The organism is Achromobacter aegrifaciens, assembly GCF_902859735.1.
In the GTDB taxonomy this organism is placed as follows: domain Bacteria; phylum Pseudomonadota; class Gammaproteobacteria; order Burkholderiales; family Burkholderiaceae_B; genus Achromobacter; species Achromobacter aegrifaciens.
In genome coordinates, this window is record NZ_CADIJY010000004.1 from 314,408 (window position 1) to 329,771 (window position 15,364).

Genomic DNA, 15,364 nt, shown 5'->3' on the forward strand with positions numbered 1-15,364 from the left:
CTCAATCAATTCGGTTCTTCATCAGGACGATGGCTTCTCCGACCAGTTTTCCCTTGAAGAAACGTTGGTTCTTCGCGATGTTGCCATCGGCCGTCAGCTGATACCCGGTGACGAAGACCGATCCGCTGACGTTGCCGCCTATGGCCAACGCAACCTCGGTGCCTACCGCCACGATGATGTCGGAATGGCTGGGAGCTTCCGGATTTTTTGAGGCTGCGAGATATTGATCGAACGTGTAGGGCTTGTCCCGCCAACTGCCGATGATGTCGCCGACCTGCGGCTTTTCTTCCGTTATGCGTACGCCCCAAAACGGCGCGGACCGGTCCTCGCTCGCCCGCTTCTTGATGGCATCCCACATATAGGCCGCGTGACCGACGGACCGCTTGAATGCCTGGAATTCAGGGACGGTCTTCGCCGCATTGCTCACCATGAGGGAAATGGCGGCGGCCGACCAGGGATAGCCGGTGTCCTTTCCGGTCAGATTCCTTTTCAGCGCCTTCCACATCTCGTGGATGTAAGTGCTATAGGGTTCGACGGTCTCCTTTCCCCGCCCTTTGTCGAATCGTAGCCACTGTTCCACTGCCGCTGCCACGAGCGCCTCGCGAGCCGGAGTATCGAGTGGCCGCAGCGTTGGCTGCTTGGCAGTGGGGGCCCACTTGAATTTCGAATCCGCCAGGCCATCGACCGAATAGCCTTCGACGGTCAGGCCGCCCATTTTCGTCCGAACATGGTGCCACCCCGCGGGTGCGCCTCCCAGATCGTCCACCTCCTGGCCCAGGGTCAGGCTACCGATAGGCGTGTTGTTTTCGGTACTGGGAATGGACCGCAGGTTGACGGCTTCGACACTGACGAAACGCTTCATGAGACGCTCCCCGATCTGCTCGGACATTGGCTGCGTGACCCGACAGTACGCGATAACGTTCCGACAAGCCCTCCTCCGGTCGCATGAGAGGCGCAGCCGCAGATACCATCCGCACAAAATATGGGGATGCCGGAATTCCGAGAGTCTCCCCAAATGCCATAAGCACATCACTTAGTTGGAAATTGCGAATCGGTCGTTTGGCCGGGCGGTCATCTCCCGTACTGTGACCTGTCCGCGCCGGCCTTGCCGAATCCGCAAGGCGCCGCGTCCGTTTCACTCTCGGAGACCCGCATGAACGACCGGCTGCACCGTACCCAGGCTTCCCGCTCCGCCGCAATCAAGGCGAAGCTGGACTATCCCGTGATCGATACCGACGTACACGTCAACGACTACGCGCCCGTGCTGGAGGACTACATCCAGCACTATGGCGGCTCCAAGCTGGTGGACGTGCTGCGCAAGACGCAGGGCTCGCGCTTTGCCACCAAGTCCCAGGGCAAGGACTGGTACCAGCAGACCCCGGAAGAACGGCAGCGCAACCGCACGCTGCGCTCGCCCTGGTGGGCGCGCGTCACGCGCAATACCCTGGACCTGGCGACCGTCACGCTGCCCGAGCTGCTGTACGAGCGCCTGGAGGAACAGGGTTCGGACTACTCCATCCTGTTTCCCAACGACGTGCTGGCGCCGCTGGGCGCTGGCGACGATTACCGTCAGCCGCTGCATCGCGCCATCAACCACTTCCATGCTGACCAGTACCGCAAGTACAGCGACCGCCTGACGCCCGTGGCGGGCATTCCGCTGAATACGCCGCAGGAAGCCATCGAGGAACTCGAATTCGCGGTCAAGACGCTGGGATTGAAGGTGGCCAATATCCCCGGCGGCGTGCGGCGGCCGATCAAGGCCATCGCCGACAAGTATCCGCCCGCTGAATTCCCGGAGATCGCGCGCCATGCGTCCTACGTGGATTTCTTCGGCCTGGACAGCGAGTACGACTACGATCCGTTCTGGGCCAAGGCGGTGGAGCTGGGCGTGCCGCTGGCCACCCACTACGGCAGCCAGGGCTGGACCGGGCGCCACTCCATCAGCAACTACATGTTCAACCATATCGGCCACTTCGCCGACGGTTCCCAGGCCTTCGCCAAGGCGCTCTTCTTCGGCGGCGTGACGCGGCGCTTTCCGAACCTGCGCGTGGCCTTGCTGGAAGGCGGCGCGGACTGGGGCGCGCACGTGTACGCGCACCTGGTGGACCGCTGGGAAAAGCGCAATCGCAACGCCGTGCAGCAGTACAACCCGGCCAACGCGGACGTGGAGCTGCTGGCCGACCTGTTCGAACGCTATGGCGCCAGCCTGCTCAACGGACGCGAGCTCAACAAGGACACCTTGCTGCGCGACAGCCTGGGTATCTCGGCGCTGCACCACAGCCGCGAACCGCAAGGCGACGAACTCGACGACTTTGCCGCGGCCGGCATCGAGAGCGTCGAGGATATCCGCAAACGCTGGGTCGACAGCTTCTACTTCGGATCGGAGGCCGACGACCGGACCATAGGCGCGGCCTTCAACGACCGCGCCAATCCCCTGAACACCAAGCTCAACGCGATCTGGTCGTCCGACGTCGGCCATTGGGATGTGCCGGACCTGACCGAGCCGCTGGCCGAAAGCTGGGACCTGGTGGAAGACGGCGTGATCTCCGCGGCCGATTTCAAGGCCCTGGTGTTCGACAACCCCTACCGCTTCTACACCCAGGCGAACCCCGAGTTCTTCAAGGGCACGCGCATCGAGCAGAAGCTGCAGGCGCACGCAGAAAAGCGCGCGGCCTGACCTTATCGCATACCTGCAATCCCGCCCGCCCGCACATGCCGGCGGGCGCCTGGCCCTGTCCGCGGCCGGCGCTTGCCCGCCCGGACCTGTCTTTCATCATCGATATACGGAACAACCATGCGCACCCTGCCATCCCCCCTCAGCCTGATCTCACGCCTGATGCTGGGCGCTGCCTTGTGCGCTGTCAGCCTCGCCTCCCTGGCCGCGCCCGACGTGGTCCGCATCGGCGTGGCGACCGCCGGCGGCGGCGACCCCATCACCTGGGGCGGCTCGCCAGGCGGCGTGGCGCGCGCCAACAACTGGCTGGAAGAGGCCTTCAAAGGCACCGGCACCGAAGTGCAATGGTTGTTCTTCAAGGGCGCGGGCCCCGCGGTCAACGAAGCGCTCTCGAACAAGCAGATCGATTTCGCCTACCAGGGCGACCTGCCGTCGGTGGTAGGCCGCTCCAACGGGCTGAAGACCCGCATCCTGCTGGGCAGCGGCGTGCGCAACAACCTGTACGTCTCCACGCCCAAGGACTCCGCGCTGCAATCGCTGGAAGACCTGAAGGACCGCAAGGTCTCGATCTTCCGCGGCACCAACGGCCATCTGGTCGCCATCAACGTGCTGGCCTCGCGCCAGCTGACCGAACGCGACATCAAGGGTGTGAACCTCGACACCGGCAGCGCGCAAGCGGCGCTGGTCTCCAACGGCGTGGATGCGGCGTTCGGCGGCTATGAGTACTTCAAGCTGCGCGACCAAGGGCTGGCGCGCATCATCTACTCAACCAAGGGTCAGGACCCCTCGTTCACGCGCCAGGCATCCCTGCTGGTGCGCGAGGATTTCGAAAAGGAGAACCCCGAAGCCGTGCAACGCGTGGTCGACGTGTTCGTGCGTGCGGCGCAATGGTCTTCGGACGAGCAGAACCGGGACGCGCTCTTCAAGATCTGGGCGCGCAGCGGCACGCCTTACGCGTCCTGGCAGGCGGAGTTCGACGGCGAGGTGCTGGCCGTGCGCAATTCGCCGCTGCTGGACGAGTTCCTCGCCGCGCGCTACCAGGCCGTGGCGGACGACGCGCTGAAACTGAAGCTGATCCGCCGTCCCGTGAGCGTAGATGGCTGGTTCGAACCCCGCTACCTCAATGCCGCGCTGCAAAAGGCAAATCTTGCCGCCCGCTGGACCGCGTTCAATGCCCAAGGCCAGCCTGCCGCCGGCGAGCGCCAGGCCAGCGCCGCCGCCGCGCGATAAGGAGCCGCCATGTCCGGGAACACACTGAGCGCCCCGCTTGCGTCCGCGCACCGCGGCGCTCGCCTGGCGCCTGCCGCGCTGCTGCGCAGCGCCGGCAGCCGCTTGCTGCCCTGGCTGCTGCCGCTGGCGCTGCTCGCGCTTTGGCAGGTGGGCGCGTCGCAGGGTTGGATCTCGCCGCAGGTGCTGCCCTCGCCCCACTTCGTCTGGCTGACCTTGCAGGACCTCTACAGCAGCGGCGACCTCTGGCTGAATGTGCAGGCCAGCATGCAGCGCGTGCTGGTTGGCTTCGCAGCCGGCAGCTTGCTGGGCCTGGCGCTGGGCGCCGCGATGGGATTGTGGCGTCCGCTGGAAGCCTACATCCTGCCCACCTTCAACGCGCTGGTGCAGATCCCGGTCCTGGCGTGGCTGCCCTTCGTGCTGCTGCTGGTGGGCATAGGCGAGCCATTGAAGTACATCCTGATCGCCAAGGCCGCGCTGGTGCCGGTAACGCTGAACACCTTGCAGGGATTCCGGCAAACGCCCGCCAGCCTGCTGGAAGTGGCCCGCGTCTACGGCTACACGCGCCGCCAGCAGGTGCTGGAAGTCGTGCTGCCCCACGCCCTGCCCACGCTCTTCACCGGCCTGCGGCTGGGCTTCACCAAGGCCTGGCTTTCGCTGGTGGTGGTGGAGCTGGTCGCGTCCAGCGAAGGTCTGGGCTACCTGATTGTCTACGGCCGGCAGCTGTTCCAGCTGGACCTGGTGATGGCGGCGGTGATCGTGGTGGGCGCCATCGGCTACGCCATCGACAAGCTGCTGGACCTGGCCGAAGCCCGCGCGGGCGGCGGCCAGGCTGCCACCCGCCTGGGCGCGGCATCCACGGGAGCCCGGGCATGAGCGCGGCGTCCATCTCCTCGCTTCCCGTGGTCCGACGCGGAGGCGCCTGGTTGCGCGCGCGCTGGCGCGGCCTGGTGCTGCCCGCCGCCGCCATCCTGGCCTGGTGGGCGCTGGCGCGGCTGGACTGGGTATCCACGCCGCTGCTGGTGTCGCCGGGCAAGGTGCTGGAGACGGCGGCCAGCCAGATCTCCTCAGGCCGTCTATGGCGCGCGCTGAGCGCCAGCCTGGCTCGGGAATTCACCGGATTCGCGATAGGCACCGCGCTCGGCCTGATACTGGGTGCGCTGCTGGGCCTGCTGCCCTTGTTCAACCGCATTGTGGGTCCCAGCTTCAACACTTTCAAGCAGATCTCGCTGTTTGCCTGGATCCCGCTGATCTCGGTCTGGTTCGGCCTGGGCGACGTCGCCAAAGTGACGTTCCTGTCGCTTGCCGCCCTGGTGCCCGTGGTCGTCAATACCTGCGACGGCATACGCAGCACCCCCACGGCGCTGCTGGAAGTGGCCCGCGTGTTCGGCTATTCGCGCTGGCAGACGCTGCTGCATGTGGTCCTGCCAGCGGCCGCGCCTTCGATCTTCACCGGGGTATACCTGGCGCTGATCTACTCCTGGCTGGCGACGATAGGCGCGGAGTATCTGCTGGTGGCCGGCCACGGCATCGGCAACACCTTGATCGAAGGCAGCGAACACTTCCAGATGGACCTGGTGATCTTCGGCATGTTCGTGATCGGCCTGGTGGGCTGGTCCATGAACGCCTTGGCCCGCGCGCTGGAGCGCAGGCTGGCGCGGCACCGCTACGGCGCCGCCTGATGGAGTAGGAAAGGAATGACGAGCATCTTCGGCAAGGAATTGAACATTCGCGGCGTGGGCAAGCGCTATGCCGGCCCGGGCGACGGCGCAGAAGCGCTGCAGGTCCTGCAGGACATCAACCTCGACGTGCCCGCCGGGCATTTCGTCAGCATCGTGGGCGCCAGCGGCTGCGGCAAGTCCACGCTGCTGCGCCTGATCCTGGGGCTGGACGGCGAGTACTCCGGCCAGATCCTGCTGGACGGCGCCCCGGTGCGCGGCGCAGGCCTGGACCGCGGCATCGTATTCCAGGACCATCGCCTGTTTCCGTGGCTGAACGTGGAACGCAACATCGCGGCGGCGCTGCGCAACGCGCCGCTTTCGAAGGCAGAAAAGCGCGAGCTGGTGGCCGAGCACATCGCGCTGGTCGGCTTGCAGGGTTTCGAGAAGTCCTACCCGCATCAGATCTCGGGCGGCATGGCGCAGCGCGTGGCGATCGCGCGCGGCCTGGTCAACCGTCCGCGCGTGCTGCTGCTGGATGAGCCGCTGGGCGCCCTGGACGCGTTGACGCGGTCCCGGCTGCAGAACGAGTTGCAGCGCATCTGGCAGCAGGAGCAGATCACCATGGTGCTGGTCACCCACGATGTGGAGGAAGCCGTGTTCCTGGGTGACCGCGTGGTGGTGATGCAGCCGCGCCCGGGGCGCATCCGCCGCATCGTCGACGTCGATCTGCCGCATCCGCGCAACCGCAGCGATCCGCGCTTCATCCGCCTGCGCGACGACGTGCTGAGCGATTTTCTCGATCCGGACGGGCGCGTGACCCGCCATGAAGAACAGCCGCCGCCTGGCGGCCTGGCGGCGACAGTGGGAGCATTGCCCGCGTTGGGACGCTTGCGCATGGCCTGGTAGCTGCTTGCGCACAAAAGCAAGCCGGCGGCACGCGCCGCCGGCTTGGTTGGTTCAGGCGTCAGCCGCTCAATCGATCGACGCGCCCGCCACCTTCACGACCTTCCCCAGCCGCGCATACTCTTCCGCGCCGAACTCCGCCAGCGCCTGGCGCGACGTGGGCGCAGGAATCGCGCCCCGAGACTCCAGCATCTTGCGGACTTCCGGCTGTTGCAGCGCGCGGTTGACCGCGGCGTTGAGCTTGTCCAGCACGGCGGCCGGCGTGCCCTTGGGCGCGTACAGGCCGTCCCAGGCAAAGAACTCATAGCCCTTCAGGCCCGCTTCGCTGATCGTGGGAATGTCCGGATTGGAGGCCACGCGGTCCGGCGTCGTCACGCCCAGCGCCCGCAGCTTGCCCGCCGCGATCTGGCCCGACACGTTGGGCATCACGTCGATCATGAACGAGATACGCCCGCCCAGCAGATCGGTCATGGCCGCGCCGCCGCCCTTGTAGGGAATGTGCATGACCTTGGTGCCGGCCATCTGGTTCAACAATTCACAGGCCAGGTGCGAGGACGTGCCATTGCCGGCGGAACCGCAGGTCAGTTCGCCCGGATTAGCCTTGGCGTAGGCCAGCAGCTGCGGCAGGGTCTTGAAGCGCTCGTCCGTGGCATTGACCACCAGCGCCGCCGCAATGACGGTAAAACGCGAAATCGGCTCGAAGTCCGACGGCGCATAGCCCGGCGACTTGTACAGCCAGTGATTGGTGGCCTGGGTGCCGTTGGTGCCGTATGACAGCGTATAGCCGTCGGGCTTGGCGCGCGCCGCGATCGAGGTGCCGATATTGCCGCCCGCGCCGGGGCGGTTCTCGACGATGATGGACTGCCCGAGTTCGCGCGACAGCGGCTCCGCGACCAGGCGCGCCAGCGTGTCGCCGCCGCCGCCGGCCGCGAACGGCACCACCAGCGTGATCGGATGGTTCGGCCAGTCGGCCTGCTGCGCCTGGGCGCCGGACACGACGGCGGCACAGGCGGTCGCCAGCATGCAATGCAAGATTCTTGAGGGTTTCACGGTTTGTCTCCTGAGGTATTTACGGTACGCGTCCGCTGCTTTTTGAATGGTCCGGACGCGTGGGTTGGTATCGATTCGAGGCCCGTCATTCGGGCGGAAGATGACGGCGGCTGCTCTTGTCGGCCAGCCGCCAGCCGGCGTCCGTCTCCACCAGCACGTCCTGGCATTCGCGGATGGCCACCAGGCGCGGCGCGCCACCCTGTTCATGGGGCACGCTTTCGTAGGCGGTCAGGAAGTAGCCGACGGTGGCGCGCGCGCCGGCCAGCTCGACCAGCCGCAGATTGGTGATGACATGGCAGGTGCTGCGCTCGGGCGCGCGGGCATTCAGGGCTTGCAGGACTTCCTGGCGGCCGGCAAGCCGGCGGCCCTGCCGTTGCCAGACGCCGTCCTCGGCCATCAGCGCGGCCGCGGCCTCGTGACGCCGCGTGTCCAGGGCGTGGAAGAACTCCAGCACCACGGATTCGCAGGCCGTCTTGGCCAGCATGGGCAAAATCGGGTTTTCCATTGCAATCCTCATCCGATCTGGGCGCTGGCCAGCGGCACGTCGGGCCGCTCGAGCAACGCCGGGTCCAGGGCCGCGCGCTGCGCGATCCATTTGCGCAGCTGGCGGAAATCGCGCGCCGCATCCACCGATACGCCAGCCACGGCGCGGCCGCTGGCGTCCAGCGCCACCGACAGCAAGGCGCGCTCCCCTGCCTGCGGCCGCAGCACTTCGCTGCGGGCCAGGCCCGGGAATCCGACGATCTGCACCATGGCGTCGTATTGCTCCGACCAGACGGCGCCGGTCGGCGCATAAGGTTCGCCCAGGCCCAAGGCCGACAGCGCGGCTGCCGTGCCCTGGTCCTGCGCGTTCTGCCACGATTCCATGCGCGCATGGCCGTCCTCGGCCGTCAGCACCGCGACGTCCCCTGCCGCATAGACGTCCGGGGCAGAGGTCCTGCAATACTCGTCGACCAGCACGCCGCGTTCGCAGGCCAGGCCGGCATCACGCGCCAGTTCGTCATTGGCTCGCAGGCCCACGCCCAGCACGATGGCGTCCGCATCCAGACGCGTGCCGTCGGCAAGTTCCGCCACGGGGCGGCCGTCCGCCTGCGCCAGCACCGCGCGCAGGCCGGTGTTCAAGCGCAAGTCCACGCCATGGGCGGCATGCAGCGCGGCCAGGTGCGCCGACACCGCAGGCTGCACGCTGCGGGCGCACAACCGCGCCCCCTGCTCCAGCACGGTTACGGCGCTGCCGGACTGGCGCGCGGTCGCCGCCACTTCCAGCCCGATCCAGCCGCCCCCGACCACGACCAGGCGGCTGCCCGGGCCGAGGCTGGCGCGCAGGCGCAGCGCGTCGTCGCGGGTGCGCAGCACGTGCACGCCGGGACCGTTTACGCCGCGCAGCGCGGGGACTACCGGCCTGCCGCCCATGCACAGGATCAGCTTGTCGTAGGCGATGCTGCCGCCGTCCGAGGTATCCACCTGCCTGTCGGCCACGCGCAGCCGCGTCGCCGCCACGCCCGGCTGGAACTCGATGCGCAGCGCCGCCAGCCGCTCGGCCGAAAACAGCTCGGTGCTTTCGGGCACGGCCTGGCCGCCCAGCACCGCCTTGCTCAAGGGCGGGCGTTCGTATGGCGCGTGGGGCTCATCGCCCAGCAGCACGATGCGGCCTTCGTAGCCGCGTTCGCGCAAGGTCGTCGCGGCCCAGCCGCCGGCCTGACCCGCGCCGACCACCACGATGGCGCCGGAGTTCATGCGGCTTCCGCCTTCAGGTAGACCGTGCCCGACTCCACCCGCACCTCGTAGCGGCGCAGGTCCGTCGTGACCGGCGGGCATTGCGGCTTGCCGGTGCGGATGTCGAAGACGCCCTGGTGCAGCGGACATTCGATGGTGCCGTCTTCCAGGTAGCCGTCGGCCAGGCTGGCGTTGCCGTGCGGACAGCGGTCCTGCGTGGCGCAGATATCGCCCTGCAGGTTGTAGAGGCAGACGCCCTCGCCTTCATGCACCACGCGCAGGGTGCCGGTGTCGGAGGAAATGTCCGACACCATCGCCACGGGTTTCCAGGTATCCATGCTCACAGCCCCATCGCCTTGCGGTAGTAATCGTAGAAGGAGCGGATCAGCACCTCGGTCACCATGTAGTCGGCGGGCTCGGTATCGCGGCCGCCCATCTCGATGATGCCGCGCTCTTCCGGATAGCCGGTGACACCGATCTGCACCTGGTTCAGCATTTCGCTGTCGTCCATCGACACGAAGCCGGCCGGACCCAGCAGGTTGGCGTGCTTCAGGCGCAGGCGGGTCATCTCCTCGTCGTCGTCTTCGTAGCCGTAATAGGTGAACACCAGTTCGTGCTCGGTCGGGCTGCGCGGAATGACGTGGCGGGTCTTGAGCGAGTTGGCCTGGATGCCGAACTGCGCGGCCGGGAACACCCACGCGCCGCCGACGCGGCCGCGGTTGAACTCGGCGCGCGGCGTCACGGTTTCGAGGTCTAGCAATTCGAGGTCGTCGCGGAAACGGCTCATTTCCGTGGTGGCCTCGGTCTTCTTCTTGCCCTCGTTGTGCGACACCATCACGCTGTGCGCGCCGCCGCCGGTGGGGATGCATTCGGACTTGGAGTCCGCGCGCCACAGGCCGAAGGTGATGTAGAAGGTGTGCAGCAGCGTGGCGTGGTACGGATCCTTCAGGTTCTCCAGGTACATCTTCCAATTGCTGGGGATCAGCTGGCGGCTGTAGCCCAGCAGCTTGAGCGGCTTGCCCGGCAGCATGTGGTCGATTTCCGCCAGCACTTCCGGACCGCAATAGTCCTCGAAGCTGGGCGCGTCCTCGGCGAAGGTGGCCCAGATCGAGCCGCCGCGATTCACGCTGCGCAGCTTGCGGATACCGTTCTGCTTGGGATCGAAGTCGCGCGGCATGCCGCCCTTGCCCATGGCGCCCCGGCGAAACGGCACGCCCTGCAGATTGCCGTTCAGGTCATAGTTCCACTGGTGGTACGGGCAGGTGAAGTCCTCGACCTTGCCGGTGTTCTGCCAGCAGATCTGCGCGCCGCGGTGCGCGCAGCGGTTTTCCAACACGTTGATCTCGCCTTCCGCGTTGCGGACCATGACCACGGGGCGGTCGCCGATCCAGTTGCGCTTGTAGCAGCCGACCTCGGGCACTTCGCATTCCAGGCCCACGTAGTTCCAGGTCTTGCCTCCGAAGAAAACGTCCATCTCCTTCTTGAAGATGGCGGGATCGGTGTAGACCCAGTTGGGGATGCGCGTATAGCCTTCCTTGGGCCAGCGGCGCTCGATATGGATGGGAGCCGCCGCCGGAGCCTCTGGCGCGGTGGTGTGGGTACAGGTCATGATGGGTATCCTCGGGGCGGATTCAGATGGGAACGATGAGCGAGGTGCGCACACGGTAGTTGTCGTACACGCAATCGCGGCGGCTGAAGGCCAGGCCCTCGGGCGTTACGCGCACCACGTCCAGATAGCGGCCCACCATGTTCAAGGTGGGCTCGCGGTCGGACAGCGACTCCATCACGGCGAAGTTGGCCTGCGCCACGATGTGGTCGCCCTGCACTTCCAGCACGCGCACGCCGCTGATGAAGTGACGCAGCGAACGCGGCTCGAACATGGTGGTTTCGCGCAAGGCCGTAACGCGGTCACGCACCATGTTCTTGTTCATGCAATAGATCAGGCCCAGGGGCAGGCCGGCGTCATGGTTCTCCCGCGACAGCACCCGGTAATGGCAGTCTTCGGTGAAAAATGCAGGCCAGTCCTCCAGCCGGTCTTCGTCCAGGCAGTAGGCGTAATCGTCATAGAAGTCCCGCAGGCGCGCGCGCAGCGACGGGGTATCGGAAAGCTCGGTCATGGTCATTGCGGATCCAGGTATCGGTTCTAGGAAATCGCGTCCTATCGGGCCGCGGCCAGCTGCGCGCGGTTGCTCTCGAAGCCGCTCTGGCTGCCCAGCGCCAGGATGGGTTCCTGCATGCGCTCCTGCCAGATAAGCGACTCCATGGCGATCTGCAGCGGATGGTCCTGCACCGTCAGCGCGGAGGTGGTTTCCGTGCCCGAGTGATGCGAGTGCATGGCCCAGCCCGGCGCCGACAGGATCAGGTCGCCCGCCTTCCAGTCCAGCCGCGTGCCGTTGACCTTGCTGTAGCCGTTGCCGCGCAGGTAGTAGTTGATGGCCGACGAGCTGTGGCGGTGCGGCACATGGTGGTTGTCCGGCGGCGACGAGGAAATCGTCGCGAAGAAGCTGTGCGTGGTGCCGATGCGGCGTTCGGTCGCCGGGTTGTACAGCACGAACAGGCGACGGCCGTTGTAGCCGCGCGCCATGTCCTCGACGCTGGGCAATTGGCGCGACACCGCGGCCCAGGGCCAATGCAGCGCCTTGGATTCCAGCACGTCGATGTCGATCAGCCATTCATAGCCCAGCAGCCAGGCGCCTTCGGGCGTGATCTGCTCGCGCAGCGCCAGGTCGCGCGACCGGGCCGCGTCGGGCGCGCGCGGCGGCACCGGCTTGGTGTTGGCGTCGGCCGGCGGCACGCTGCCCTCGAACTCCTCGACGTAGTGGATCTCCAGCTTTTCCAAGAGCGGCGCGTTGGAATACGACAGGCGCACCCAGGGCGTCTTGCCCTCGTTGCGATAGGAATGCACCTGCATGGCGGGGGTGTTCCAGACGTCCCAATGCCCGACGCGGATGTCACGCCCGGCCACCGTGGCCACGCCCTCGCCGCTGATACAGATCTCCAGCATGTTGGAGTTCTTGCGCAGGTTGAAGGTGCTTTCGCCCGGATTGACCACGTTGATGGTGACGTCCGTTCCCGGGGCCAGGCCCAGGCCCGGCGCCGTGGCTTCCGGGTGCACGATGAGGGAGGCGCGGCGGCCGTTGTCCGGCCGGGGCGCGTCGGTCAGGCGCGCAATCTCGAGATCGATATCCTCTTTGGGGATGACGATGGACGGCCATTTGTTTTGTTCCCGCGGACTGGCGCCGCTGACGTCTACGAACATGTATGTCTCCTCTTGCCGCCGGCGCCCTGCGCCGGCTGTACGGTTATGCGAATTCGGTATCAGGGCTGCGCCAGCAGCAGGTTCTCGCGGGTCTGGGGCGGCAGCGCCACGCCCAGGCCGTGGTCGCGGGCGTGCTCGTACACGACGCGCGCCATCGCCAGGTCGGACAGGCCCATGCCCATGCCCTTGAAGATCGTCAGCCGCGCGCCTTGCGGGCGGCCCTCGCCGGCGGCGAGCAAGTCGCTCAGCACCGCCACGCCCTGCCACGGCGCGCCGTCCGCGCCAAAGCGTTCGCGCAGTTCACGCGAACCCCGGCGGGCGTTCTCCAGGTCGTCCACCACCACGCGGTCCGCGCGTTCGAACACGTCCTGCGCGAATTCGGCCTTGGCCGGCAGGATCGCGCCGACGGCGTTCAGGTGCCTGCAGTCGGCCAGCATGGCCGCATCCACGAAAGGCTCGACGGCGCGCGTGATCAAGGTGACGATCTCCGCGCCGGCCAGCGCCTGTTCCAGGCTGGCCGCTTCCTCGACTTCGAATCGATACTTGCCTTGCACGCTGGCGACAAAGGCGCGGCGCTTCTCGGGCGTGGGGCTGTAGACGCGCACGCGGCGCAGGTCGCGCACGGCGGCCAGCGCGGCCAATTGGGTGACGGCCTGCGGACCAGTGCCAATCAGCGCGGCACAGGCGGCGTCGGCCGGCGCCAGCGCGCGCGTGGCGACTCCGCTGATCGCCGCGGTGCGCAGCATGCCCAGCGCGCGCGCCTCGATTACGGCGCGCAGGAATCCCGACTCGGCGTCGAACAGGCTGAACAGCGAGCCTCCGCCGCTCTTGGTATGGACCCAGGTCTTGAAACCCGCGTAGCCGCCGGCGCCGGTCTGCACCGAACCCAATGCATGCATCGAGCTGCCGTCGCCCCAGGTCGCCAGCGCCTTGGGCAGGTTGCGCGCCTGTTCGCGCCCTTGCGCGACCAGCATGGCATGCAGGGCTTCGATCGCCTTGGGAATATCCAGGACCGAGACCACGTCCCGTTCCGTCAGGTACCGCAGCGCATCAGACATGCGCGTCTCCTTGTTCGTCGGCGGCGGGCTCGTCCGCCACCGTGTTGACCAGCGTCCCGATGCCGGGAATCTCGACTTCCAGCGTGTCGCCGGCGCTCATGAAGCGTGGCGGCTTGCGGCTGGAGCCCACGCCTTCGGGCGTGCCGGTAGCGATCACGTCGCCCGGCGACAGACGGGTGAAGCTGCTGATGTAGGCGATCAGCTCGGGGATGGGGAAGATCAGGTCGGACACCTGGCCGTGCTGCATGACCTCGCCATTGAGGCGGGAAATGACTTCCAGGCCGGCCGGGTCGCCGATCTCGTCGGCGGTGACCAGGCAGGGACCCAGCGCGCCGCTGCGCTCGAAATTCTTGCCCGGCGTCACCTGCGCGTTGTGCTTCTGGAAATCGCGCACGGAGTTCTCGGCCATGCAGGTGTAGCCAGCCACATGAGCAAGGGCGTCCTTGGCGGCGATATGGCGGCCGCCTTTGCCGATCACCACGGCCAGTTCGGCCTCGTAATCGAAACGATCGGAGGCGCGCGGCTTCCATACCGCCTCGCCGTGGCCGACGAAGCTGTCCGCAAAGCGCGCGAACAGCGAGGGGTGCGCCGGCAGTTCACGTCCGGCCTCGGCCACATGGCGGCCGTAGTTCAGGCCCACGCAGAGAATCTTGCGCGGCGCCACGACCGGCGGCAGCAGGCGCAGCCCGGCCAAGGGCATACAGGGCTGGCCGGCCGTCTCCGCGGCGCGCGCAATCTGTTCCACCCCTGCCTCCAGCGCCGCGACCATGTCGGGCCAGACCTGGGTCAACGCCACGACTTCGGCGCCGCGCACCACGCCCCAGGCGCTACGGCCTGCCTGAACGAAGCTGACGAGCTTCATGTTGTCTCCTGTGCTTGCGGCGGCTTATGGCATGCATTGACGGATTTCTTTGCATGCATTTGTCGCCTTAACCGCACTTGAATCGCTGTTTTTCCGAATTATTGCATGCAATTTTGATAAATCGCAAGGTCATAAAGGTTTTTTTCTTGACTATTGCATGCAATTTTGACGGTACACTGAAAGCCCTCACAGACCGGAACCAGCCCCCCTCCTCTCTATGGCCGCACAAATCGATAAAGTCATTTCCGAACTCCGGGACATGGTGCTTTCGGGCGTCCTGCAACCCGGAGAACGCGTGGTCGAGTTGCAGTTTTCAGCGCGCCTGGGCGTCTCGCGCACCCCGTTGCGCATTGCCCTGACCGAGCTGGAAAAAGAGGGCCTGCTGGAACGGCTGCCTTCGCGCGGTTTCCGGGTACGGGCGTTTACGGTGGATGAAATCGGCGACGCGGTGGACGTGCGCGGCGTGCTCGAGGGCATGGCCGCCCGCCTGCTGGCCGAGCGCGGCGCCTCGCAGGACGTGCTGGACCGCCTGTCGCAAGCGGTGGAAGAAGGACGCGCGCTGCTGGCGCCCGCCCGCCGCGATCCCAATACCACGGTGGATGCGCGCGCCTGGGGCCAAATCAATCGGCGCTTTCACGAGATCCTGTGCGAAGCCGCGGGCAACCGCGCGCTCCTGTCGGCGCTGGAACACAACAACAAGACGCCCCTGGCCGGCCCGGCCGCGCTGACCCTGCCGTCCACGCCGTCGTTGCTTGAAACGCCCTTCGTGCTGCGCGCGCAGGCGGACCACGAAGACCTGCTGCGCGCCATCACGCGCCGCGAGGCCGTGCGCGCCGAAAACCTGATGCGCGAACACGCCTACCGCAGCCGCGAAAACAAGCGCGTGCTGCTGGAATCGCTGCGCGGCGCCCTGCCCGCGCAGCCTGGACTGTCGGACGTCAGCGCATAAACAGG

At 66.8% G+C, this 15,364-nt stretch carries 16 protein-coding genes; 6 read left to right on the forward strand and 10 right to left on the reverse strand.

All coding sequences use genetic code 11. The features are described 5' to 3' along the window. Position 1: 1 nt before the first annotated feature. Positions 2–862 carry a DUF2272 domain-containing protein gene (locus HV766_RS14465; protein WP_175181398.1) on the reverse strand — a complete coding sequence of 287 codons (861 nt, stop codon included), beginning with the start codon at positions 860–862 and terminating at the stop codon, positions 2–4. Positions 863–1,153: 291 nt separating this feature from the next. On the opposite strand from HV766_RS14465, the gene HV766_RS14470 reads away from it, so the two are divergent. From HV766_RS14470 to HV766_RS14490, 5 genes are all read left to right on the forward strand, one after another. Further along, a complete protein-coding gene (locus tag HV766_RS14470; protein WP_125470667.1) occupies positions 1,154–2,677 on the forward strand; it encodes an amidohydrolase family protein in 1,524 nt (507 codons plus the stop codon). Positions 2,678–2,794: 117 nt separating this feature from the next. After that, positions 2,795–3,904, forward strand: a complete 1,110-nt coding sequence (locus HV766_RS14475) for an ABC transporter substrate-binding protein (RefSeq protein ID WP_054456201.1) — start codon at positions 2,795–2,797, stop codon at positions 3,902–3,904. 9 nt (positions 3,905–3,913) lie between these two features. Next, positions 3,914–4,777, forward strand: a complete 864-nt coding sequence (locus HV766_RS14480; RefSeq protein WP_175181399.1) for an ABC transporter permease — start codon at positions 3,914–3,916, stop codon at positions 4,775–4,777. Further along, entirely contained in the window at positions 4,774–5,583 is an 810-nt protein-coding gene (locus HV766_RS14485) for an ABC transporter permease (protein ID WP_175181400.1), read from the forward strand. The genes HV766_RS14480 and HV766_RS14485 overlap by 4 nt, the downstream gene beginning before the upstream one ends. A 15-nt stretch (positions 5,584–5,598) precedes the next feature. Next, entirely contained in the window at positions 5,599–6,468 is an 870-nt protein-coding gene (locus tag HV766_RS14490; protein ID WP_125470670.1) for an ABC transporter ATP-binding protein, read from the forward strand. Positions 6,469–6,534: 66 nt separating this feature from the next. Here HV766_RS14490 and HV766_RS14495 read toward each other — a convergent pair whose 3' ends face one another. The 9 genes from HV766_RS14495 to HV766_RS14535 all read right to left on the reverse strand — a co-directional run bounded on the left by HV766_RS14495 (position 6,535) and on the right by HV766_RS14535 (position 14,410). Next, the gene (locus tag HV766_RS14495; RefSeq protein ID WP_175162213.1) at positions 6,535–7,488 is read right to left on the reverse strand and encodes a Bug family tripartite tricarboxylate transporter substrate binding protein; all 954 of its coding nucleotides are present in this window, start codon (positions 7,486–7,488) and stop codon (positions 6,535–6,537) included. A gap of 112 nt (positions 7,489–7,600) precedes the next feature. Continuing rightward, positions 7,601–8,020, reverse strand: coding sequence for a nuclear transport factor 2 family protein (locus tag HV766_RS14500; protein ID WP_054456194.1), 420 nt, complete (start codon positions 8,018–8,020; stop codon positions 7,601–7,603). 8 nt (positions 8,021–8,028) lie between these two features. Beyond that, positions 8,029–9,252 (reverse strand): NAD(P)/FAD-dependent oxidoreductase, encoded by a 1,224-nt coding sequence (locus HV766_RS14505; RefSeq protein WP_175181401.1) that lies wholly within the window; start codon positions 9,250–9,252, stop codon positions 8,029–8,031. After that, on the reverse strand, positions 9,249–9,569 hold the full coding sequence (locus HV766_RS14510) for a non-heme iron oxygenase ferredoxin subunit (protein ID WP_175181402.1): 321 nt from the start codon (positions 9,567–9,569) through the stop codon (positions 9,249–9,251). Before HV766_RS14510 ends, HV766_RS14505 begins: the two co-directional genes overlap by 4 nt. 2 nt (positions 9,570–9,571) lie before the next feature. Further along, entirely contained in the window at positions 9,572–10,840 is a 1,269-nt protein-coding gene (locus HV766_RS14515) for an aromatic ring-hydroxylating dioxygenase subunit alpha (RefSeq protein ID WP_175162201.1), read from the reverse strand. Between the two features lie 22 nt (positions 10,841–10,862). Beyond that, entirely contained in the window at positions 10,863–11,354 is a 492-nt protein-coding gene (locus tag HV766_RS14520; protein WP_054456184.1) for an aromatic-ring-hydroxylating dioxygenase subunit beta, read from the reverse strand. A 35-nt stretch (positions 11,355–11,389) separates the two neighbouring features. Then, positions 11,390–12,490, reverse strand: a complete 1,101-nt coding sequence (locus HV766_RS14525) for a cupin domain-containing protein (RefSeq protein WP_054456182.1) — start codon at positions 12,488–12,490, stop codon at positions 11,390–11,392. Between the two features lie 59 nt (positions 12,491–12,549). Then, positions 12,550–13,548, reverse strand: a complete 999-nt coding sequence (locus HV766_RS14530) for an ornithine cyclodeaminase family protein (RefSeq protein WP_054456180.1) — start codon at positions 13,546–13,548, stop codon at positions 12,550–12,552. Beyond that, the gene (locus HV766_RS14535) at positions 13,541–14,410 is read right to left on the reverse strand and encodes a fumarylacetoacetate hydrolase family protein (protein WP_175181403.1); all 870 of its coding nucleotides are present in this window, start codon (positions 14,408–14,410) and stop codon (positions 13,541–13,543) included. The genes HV766_RS14530 and HV766_RS14535 overlap by 8 nt, the downstream gene beginning before the upstream one ends. Before the next feature lie 217 nt (positions 14,411–14,627). On the opposite strand from HV766_RS14535, the gene HV766_RS14540 reads away from it, so the two are divergent. Beyond that, on the forward strand, positions 14,628–15,359 hold the full coding sequence (locus tag HV766_RS14540) for a GntR family transcriptional regulator (RefSeq protein WP_088141226.1): 732 nt from the start codon (positions 14,628–14,630) through the stop codon (positions 15,357–15,359). The last annotated feature ends 5 nt before the right edge of the window (positions 15,360–15,364 follow it).

What these genes read in the sequence shown, in the direction of transcription:
- HV766_RS14470 (WP_125470667.1), top strand. Translation starts at nt 1,154, where the DNA reads ATGAACGACCGGCTGCACCGTACCCAGGCTTCCCGCTCCGCCGCAATC.
- HV766_RS14480 (WP_175181399.1), top strand. Translation starts at nt 3,914, where the DNA reads ATGTCCGGGAACACACTGAGCGCCCCGCTTGCGTCCGCGCACCGCGGC.
- HV766_RS14520 (WP_054456184.1), bottom strand. Translation starts at nt 11,354, where the DNA reads ATGACCATGACCGAGCTTTCCGATACCCCGTCGCTGCGCGCGCGCCTG.
- HV766_RS14535 (WP_175181403.1), bottom strand. Translation starts at nt 14,410, where the DNA reads ATGAAGCTCGTCAGCTTCGTTCAGGCAGGCCGTAGCGCCTGGGGCGTG.
- HV766_RS14485 (WP_175181400.1), top strand. Translation starts at nt 4,774, where the DNA reads ATGAGCGCGGCGTCCATCTCCTCGCTTCCCGTGGTCCGACGCGGAGGC.
- HV766_RS14530 (WP_054456180.1), bottom strand. Translation starts at nt 13,548, where the DNA reads ATGTCTGATGCGCTGCGGTACCTGACGGAACGGGACGTGGTCTCGGTC.
- HV766_RS14505 (WP_175181401.1), bottom strand. Translation starts at nt 9,252, where the DNA reads ATGAACTCCGGCGCCATCGTGGTGGTCGGCGCGGGTCAGGCCGGCGGC.
- HV766_RS14540 (WP_088141226.1), top strand. Translation starts at nt 14,628, where the DNA reads ATGGCCGCACAAATCGATAAAGTCATTTCCGAACTCCGGGACATGGTG.
- HV766_RS14465 (WP_175181398.1), bottom strand. Translation starts at nt 862, where the DNA reads ATGAAGCGTTTCGTCAGTGTCGAAGCCGTCAACCTGCGGTCCATTCCC.
- HV766_RS14515 (WP_175162201.1), bottom strand. Translation starts at nt 10,840, where the DNA reads ATGACCTGTACCCACACCACCGCGCCAGAGGCTCCGGCGGCGGCTCCC.
- HV766_RS14495 (WP_175162213.1), bottom strand. Translation starts at nt 7,488, where the DNA reads ATGCTGGCGACCGCCTGTGCCGCCGTCGTGTCCGGCGCCCAGGCGCAG.
- HV766_RS14475 (WP_054456201.1), top strand. Translation starts at nt 2,795, where the DNA reads ATGCGCACCCTGCCATCCCCCCTCAGCCTGATCTCACGCCTGATGCTG.
- HV766_RS14525 (WP_054456182.1), bottom strand. Translation starts at nt 12,490, where the DNA reads ATGTTCGTAGACGTCAGCGGCGCCAGTCCGCGGGAACAAAACAAATGG.
- HV766_RS14510 (WP_175181402.1), bottom strand. Translation starts at nt 9,569, where the DNA reads ATGGATACCTGGAAACCCGTGGCGATGGTGTCGGACATTTCCTCCGAC.
- HV766_RS14490 (WP_125470670.1), top strand. Translation starts at nt 5,599, where the DNA reads ATGACGAGCATCTTCGGCAAGGAATTGAACATTCGCGGCGTGGGCAAG.
- HV766_RS14500 (WP_054456194.1), bottom strand. Translation starts at nt 8,020, where the DNA reads ATGGAAAACCCGATTTTGCCCATGCTGGCCAAGACGGCCTGCGAATCC.